This is a genomic window from Methylomonas koyamae (assembly GCF_001644025.1).
In the GTDB taxonomy this organism is placed as follows: Bacteria; Pseudomonadota; Gammaproteobacteria; order Methylococcales; family Methylomonadaceae; genus Methylomonas; species Methylomonas koyamae_A.
Genome location: NZ_LUUK01000207.1, coordinates 1 through 6368, shown reverse-complemented (window position 1 = coordinate 6368; position 6368 = coordinate 1). Strand labels below are relative to the sequence as shown.

Below are 6368 nucleotides of genomic sequence, written 5' to 3'. Positions count from 1 at the left end.
GGCAAATCCTTCCTTCGACCGCCGTCTTCGCTGAGCTGGATGACAACAGATGTGCTGGTAAGTTAAGTCCGACAGGCTCCTAGAATCCGAAGCTGTTTCCATCCCTCGATGTGTCGACCGGATGTGAAGTGTCCATCACGCGCCCAAGAGCTCAATAGGCTTTCCAGGTCGTCCGTCACTCGGCTTCTTTTCAGGAACTCATATGAACATTCTATTCAAATACCCCAATCGGCCCTGGTTCAATCGTTTGTTGACCACGGTTTGTTTATCCGCCGTTGCCGGACTCAGCGCATGCCAGCCGGAAGGGCAAGCGGAAAAGACTGGGCAAAAAATCGATAAGGCGGTGGAAAACGTCGGTCAAAAGATGGAACAAGGCGCGGACAAAGCCGGCGCCTACATCGAGAAATCCGCGCAATCGTCCGAGGATGCGCTGGATAAAGCCAGCAAGCAAATCGATCAAGCCATCAGCAATTCTGAAAAACGCATCGACTCCGCCAAGGAGGCGGTAGTGGACAGCGCTAAAGCCGGCGGCGTCTATCTGGACGACTCGGCCATCACCGCGAAGATCAAGGCCGCGCTGATGAGCGACGAATTACTGAAAGACGCGCGCATCGAAGTGACGACCGTCAACGGCGGCGTGACCTTGAGCGGGGTTTTGGATAACGAGAAGATGGTCGGTAGAGCGATCGGCTTGGCCAATAGCCAGGAACACGTCAAATCGGTGCAAAGCCAACTGGCGGTGACTGCCGGCGAACTCGGTAAGCCATGATGTTGACGCGTAGATTGGTTACATTCACGGGCTGTTGGCTGCTGACCGCGCCATTCGCCAACGCCACGAACGCCGACGACGCTTATATCGCCGGATATGCCGCCGCTGAGTTGAAGTACAAACTACAGCTCGAACCGCCGGCCCTGCCGGTAAAAGACGGGGTTATCACCTTGCCGGCCGCCGGAATGTCGGGCGCGGATCGCGCCCAGGCCGCAAAGGCACTCGCGGAGATTCCGGGCGTCAGCGCCGTCAAAATCGCCGAAACCAGTGAAGTAGATTCCAAAGAGGCAGCCGCGCTGGCCGCAGGTTCAACGACGTCGACGACAGCCGAGAGCTTGGTGTTGCCGACAGGACTGCTACCGACCGGACATTTATTTAAAGGCTTATTAGCCGACCCGCGCTGGGCGCATTTCTCCGCGGCGTACCGTAATTACCAAACCAATAATTTCGACGGCCGGGATATCGCCTCGGTCAGTTTCGGCGAAACCATTCCGTTTTATCGCGCCAACATCGGTAATTCCACGGCGCAATGGGAAGCCGGCTTGCAGGCCGGCGTGTTCAGTGACTTCAATCTGGATGCCTCGTCGTCCGATTTGGTGAATACCGATTTTATCGCCTCGATTTACTCCAGCGCGCGCGCCGGGCAGTTTTCCGCGTTCGGCCGGTTGTACCACCAGAGTTCGCATCTGGGTGATGAATTTTTGCTGCGCAAGGTCAACACTACCTTCGAACGGGTTAACCTGAGTTACGAAGGCGTGGACTTAAAACTGTCCTATGAGCTGCCCTACGGCGTGCGGATCTACGGTGGCGGCGGCGGCTTGTTCCATAGAGAGCCTTCCGAGCTAAAAAAATGGTCCGCGCAATACGGTATCGAGTTTAGAAGTCCGTGGCGACTGGATTTTGCGTCGATGCGCCCGATCATCGCCGCCGACATCAAGAACTACGATCAAAACAACTGGAGTGCCGATATTTCCGCCAGAGCCGGTGTCGAATTCGATAATTCCAAAGTCTTGGGGCGGAAGCTGCAAATATTGGTCGAATATTTCAACGGCTATTCGCCCAGCGGCCAGTTTTATAAAGACAAGGTGGAGTATTTCGGCCTGGGCGCGCATTATCATTTCTAATGCGCTCGGCCAAGACGTTTCGGCTTGGAGGCGATCGGAAGAAACTATCGCGAGGGCCGGGGCACGCCGCCTTGGGACATTAAGGGCGGATACTCGTGCCGGTTGCGGACGAATAAACACTCGATACTGACCTAGTGAAGCCGTAAGAGCATGATGACCGAATCCAGGCCAGGCATTCATGCTCTTGTAACGTTAGAATTAAGCCATTGCCGCCTCCAATAGGCTGTCCAAGGCACGCATATGGCGTTGTTATAGACTGTTTGCTATCAGGACGCGAATATCGGGGTGTAGACCATGATCCTGCAAGGCTTTTTCGTAGTCTTCCGTGCCGGTTAATTCGCCTTCGCGCAACACCTTTAGCACAGCTTGCTTACCCAACAAAGTAGCGCAAGCCATGATTATTTTTGCCCAAGTTCCCCAAGGCCCCGAGTCTTGGGTTGGCGTGCCGCCGAGTTGTTTGATTTTCCCCCGCAGACTGCAAGCCGCGGCTTTATGTTCTTGAAAAGTCAACATTAAAAAATCGAATTCCCCCAGCGCGGTGTCCTTGCGGAATCTATCCAGGGCTTGTTGATAGGTTTCCAGCGCGGACAATTCATTCTGTAACAAACGATTGATGGATTGAATATCAGACATAACGAAACTCCCAGTCGATGGATGCCGGCGTGGCTAATGCCATTGCCGATCAGTTGATAGTGCCGCTAAATTTAATAACAAAGCGGTTTGGAAGTCGGTACGCTGCCGCACAGCCCGCATTCAGTCGACTCAAGTCGGGCTTTATTCAAAAACGAGGTCGTGCACCGGGCGTTTCGTCGCTTTGGCGGAAGCAATCGGCGGCAATCCGCGCGAAGCGGGTTTATTCACGAAAGCGGGTATTAACCTGGTGAATTCGGCGTTTATCACGTCGTAGCATTCGCAGACTTGTTCCTCCAGGCCGGCTCGACTTAATACCACGAGACGGCCTCTACTGTAATTTATCAAGCCTTTTTGTTGTAATTTCCCGGCGGCATCGGTGATGCTTTCTCGACGAACACCGGGCATGTTGGCGATATGGTCGTGGGTCGCCAACATCTCGTTCGATGCCTGTCTATCAAGAGTCAGAAGCAGCCAACGGCAGAGTTGCTGGTGTATTGAATGATGCCGGTTACAGGCCGCCGCCTGGTTTATCTGGGTCATCAGCGCCTGCGTGTAACGCAGTAGCAAATGCAATAGCGAACTATCGTTAAGCGTCCCACCCGCGGATGCTATTTCTTCGATAAATCGTTGGCGCCGCAGTCTATACCCATAACCGGCGGTGCTAACGACGGCTTGGTGAGGCATGGTTCGACCGCCCATTAATAGGCTAAGGCCAACAAAGCCTTCGTTGCCAATGATGGCAAGCTCGCTGGACGCGCCGTCCGCAATCACGTAAATCTTGGAAACGATACATGTCGTGGGAAAGTAGGCGTAACGCAACTCGCTGCCCGACTCGTAAATGACTTGACCGGCAGGCATTTGAATCGGCTCCAGATCTGTCGCCAATCGTTGGTAAGTCTGTGCCGGAAGCGCCCCCAGCAAGAGATTGATTCGCTGCGAATTGAGTGTGGTCACGCGGTGTCTCCATGGTTTCGAATAAGGTCCACGGTCTGCAGAAACGCGGTTAGGCTATGCTTGAAGTCGCAAACAGCCCGTACGCCGTTCACCAGTCCGGCTCAGCACGCGGTTTACCCCGGCGGAGTTAAATTCGCGATCAGCATGCCGGCTTGAAGAATATTGCTTAGTAGCCGGGCTGCTTCGGGCCTTTTCTAATTTTCTCCCTAAAATTACCTAGTCCGGCTTCCAGTTTGCCGGTTTTTCTATGTGGATTACGTTCAAGTTCTGTGTCGTCATCCGCTAAATAGTTGCCGGTATGTTCGAGTTCAACGTCCGTTTGACGGACGCGAGCGGTTAGTTTGTCTTTGTTCATCTGGACTCCGATCAGTTGGAATTGGTATCAAAGCGCTTAGCGCCGGAATCCGGCGCTGAATCAAACCTTACAAATAATCGGAATTTCTATCCGTTCGGTAGCGAACATAGCTTATTCGTTAGCCAGCGGGGCTGCGTGTCGTGATTATTTACCGGTCGTAGCGCTCGTCCAAATGGCGCGTTTCCGCCGAAATGACCGGAACCACCGGTACATTGAAGCCGTAGTGTTCGGCGTTAGCCAGAGATTGGGTCGGCGAGCGTCCGCAGGTTGACGAACTCTTCGGCGGAAGTTGGGTGCACGCCGATAGTCGAGTCGAAAATAGCCTTGGTCGCGCCGGCACGCAGCGCAATAGCCATGCCTTGGATAATTTCCGGCGCATCGGCGCCTATCATGTGCAGGCCGACTACTCTGTCCGTCACGGGTTCCACGATCATTTTCATCAGGGTGTTTTCGTCCTTACCCGACAGCGTATTTTTGATGGGTGTGAACTCGGTTTTATAAATCGCAATGTCAGAATACTTTTGCCGTGCTTGCGCTTCGGTTAAGCCGACGCTGGCGATATTGGGTTGGGAAAATACCGCAGTGGGGATGTTGTTGTAATCCACCGGGCGGGCGTCCTTGAAATACAAACTATTCACCAGTGCCTCGCCTTCGGCAATCGCGACCGGCGTCAGATTGATCCGATCGGTGACATCTCCTAGCGCATAGACAGACGGCAGATTGGTTTGATAGTCACCATTGACGATGATTGCGCCGTTGGTATCCAGTGCCACGCCAAGTTCTTCCAAGCCGAAACCCGCCGAATTCGGCGTTCTGCCGGTGGCGTACAGCACCAGATCGGTCGTCATGACGTTGCCGTCCAGCAAGCTGACGGCAAAGGCATCGCCATCCTCGGCAATCGCATGCACATCGCTATTCAACAGAATCTTGACGCCTTGCCGCGCCATGGCCGCCCCCAGAAAGTCGCGAATATCCTCGTCAAACCCTTCCAGCAGCTTTTCGGCGCGCTGGCAAACGGTGGTGTCCACCCCCAGGCCGTTCAGAATACTGGCAAATTCGACCGCGATGTAACCGCCGCCCACGATCACGATGCGTTTGGGCAATTTTTTCAGGGAGAACAGTTCGTTCGAGGTAGCGATATGCTGCTTACCGGGAATATCGGGGACAAACGGCCAACCGCCGGTGGCGATCAAGATGCGTTTGGCCGTGCATTGCGTGCCGGCGACCGCGATCGTATGCGCATCGAGCAATTGGGCCTTACCGTTGAAGATAGTCACTCGGGATTGTTGCAAGTGGCTTTGATAAACCGCATGTAAGCGCTCGATTTCGCGGTTTTTGTTGGCGATCAGGCTGGGCCAGTCGAAGGCGGCATTGTTCAGTGTCCAACCGTAACCGGTGGCGGCGGCGAAGTCGTCTTTAAATTGCGAGGCGTAGACCAACAGTTTTTTCGGTACGCAACCCAGGTTGACGCAGGTGCCGCCAAGGTCGCGGACTTCCGCGATCGCCACGCGCGCGCCCCGGTTGGCCGCGGTATTGGCGGCTCGAACACCGCCGGAGCCGGCGCCCACGACGAACAAGTCGTAATCGTAGTCAATCATCCGAGCTCTCGGTACTCATCGAACCGGCCCGTGGGCGCGTTGCCGTTCTGTTAGGTAAGCCAGCATGGTATCCGCGTCGCTTACGGTAAAAGGATCGTCCGGGCAATTATCGATTTGATCCGGTTCGCTGAAGACTTTCAGAATCTTTTTATCGTCGACCAGCATGGAATAGCGCCAGGAGCGGTAGCCAAAACCCACATTGTGCTTTTTGACCAACATGCCGACTGCTTCGGTAAATTCGCCGTTGCCGTCCGGCAGCATTTTCACGTTGACGATGTTTAGATGCAAACCCCATTGGTACATCACCAAGGCATCGTTGACGCTCAGGCAATACACTTCATCAATGCCTTGCGCCAGCAGTTCCCGGTATTTTGCTTCAAAGCCAGGCAAGTGCCGGTTCGAACAGGTCGGTGTAAACGCGCCCGGTAGCGCCAATACCACGATTTTTTTGCCTTTAAAAAGATCGTCGCTGGAGACGTCTTGCCAGCGAAACGGGTTGTCCCCGGCGACACTGTCGTCGCGAACGCGGGTTTTAAAGATGACATCGGGAACGGTAGTCGGCATGTCGGGAACTCCTGTACTGTCAGAGCACGGCATCGAGACAGACGATGCCAGGGTTGGCTCGTTACAACGGTCTGTTCAGACCGGCGCGGTTCGCTAAGCGACCGTCGCACCGTTCATCCGTTCCAACGTCTGGATATGAGCGCGTTGGGCCGGCACCAGTGTCCGCTCGATCAGTTCGCGCGCTTCGGGATCCAGCTTCTGATCCAATAGCGCTTTTCCGTAGTCTTCCAGACCGCTTTTCTCGCCTTCCTGCAATACTGTTAACGCGGTTAGTTTACCGAAGGCATTGGCGCCGCCTTGAACCAATTTGGCCCAGGCCCCCCAAACACCGGAGTTCTTGGCCGGCGTGCCCCGCAGATCTCGAATTTGAG

The 6368-nt window shown here is 54.6% G+C and carries 7 protein-coding genes and 1 pseudogene; 2 read left to right on the top strand and 6 right to left on the bottom strand.

What is annotated here, in order from left to right; translation table 11 throughout:
- The first annotated feature begins 202 nt into the window (after positions 1-202).
- Positions 203-769, top strand: coding sequence for a BON domain-containing protein (locus tag A1355_RS20700; protein WP_064031184.1), 567 nt, complete (start codon positions 203-205; stop codon positions 767-769).
- The gene (locus A1355_RS20695) at positions 766-1893 is read left to right on the top strand and encodes a DUF1207 domain-containing protein (RefSeq protein ID WP_231883744.1); all 1128 of its coding nucleotides are present in this window, start codon (positions 766-768) and stop codon (positions 1891-1893) included. Before A1355_RS20700 ends, A1355_RS20695 begins: the two co-directional genes overlap by 4 nt.
- A 249-nt stretch (positions 1894-2142) precedes the next feature.
- Here the strand turns inward: A1355_RS20695 and A1355_RS20690 are convergent, their stop codons facing one another.
- From A1355_RS20690 to A1355_RS25850, 6 genes and pseudogenes are all read right to left on the bottom strand, one after another.
- A complete protein-coding gene (locus A1355_RS20690; RefSeq protein WP_064031182.1) occupies positions 2143-2526 on the bottom strand; it encodes a DUF2383 domain-containing protein in 384 nt (127 codons plus the stop codon).
- Between the two features lie 141 nt (positions 2527-2667).
- Complete coding sequence (locus tag A1355_RS20685; RefSeq protein WP_064031181.1) at positions 2668-3480, bottom strand: Crp/Fnr family transcriptional regulator; 813 nt, start codon at positions 3478-3480, stop codon at positions 2668-2670.
- 166 nt (positions 3481-3646) lie between these two features.
- Positions 3647-3835: a hypothetical protein gene (locus A1355_RS20680; protein ID WP_064031180.1), complete on the bottom strand. Its 189-nt coding sequence runs from the start codon at positions 3833-3835 to the stop codon at positions 3647-3649.
- Between the two features lie 233 nt (positions 3836-4068).
- The gene (gene gorA / locus A1355_RS20675; protein ID WP_064031179.1) at positions 4069-5433 is read right to left on the bottom strand and encodes a glutathione-disulfide reductase; all 1365 of its coding nucleotides are present in this window, start codon (positions 5431-5433) and stop codon (positions 4069-4071) included.
- A 15-nt stretch (positions 5434-5448) separates the two neighbouring features.
- Positions 5449-5997 carry a peroxiredoxin gene (locus A1355_RS20670; RefSeq protein ID WP_064031178.1) on the bottom strand — a complete coding sequence of 183 codons (549 nt, stop codon included), beginning with the start codon at positions 5995-5997 and terminating at the stop codon, positions 5449-5451.
- Positions 5998-6090: 93 nt separating this feature from the next.
- Positions 6091-6368: pseudogene (locus tag A1355_RS25850) on the bottom strand (PA2169 family four-helix-bundle protein); the annotation flags it as partial.

Bases quoted from the DNA above. Each gene is read 5' to 3' on its own strand.
- A1355_RS20700 (WP_064031184.1), top strand. From the start codon at position 203: ATGAACATTCTATTCAAATACCCCAATCGGCCCTGGTTCAATCGTTTG.
- A1355_RS20695 (WP_231883744.1), top strand. From the start codon at position 766: ATGATGTTGACGCGTAGATTGGTTACATTCACGGGCTGTTGGCTGCTG.
- A1355_RS20690 (WP_064031182.1), bottom strand. From the start codon at position 2,526: ATGTCTGATATTCAATCCATCAATCGTTTGTTACAGAATGAATTGTCC.
- A1355_RS20680 (WP_064031180.1), bottom strand. From the start codon at position 3,835: ATGAACAAAGACAAACTAACCGCTCGCGTCCGTCAAACGGACGTTGAA.
- gorA (WP_064031179.1), bottom strand. From the start codon at position 5,433: ATGATTGACTACGATTACGACTTGTTCGTCGTGGGCGCCGGCTCCGGC.
- A1355_RS20670 (WP_064031178.1), bottom strand. From the start codon at position 5,997: ATGCCGACTACCGTTCCCGATGTCATCTTTAAAACCCGCGTTCGCGAC.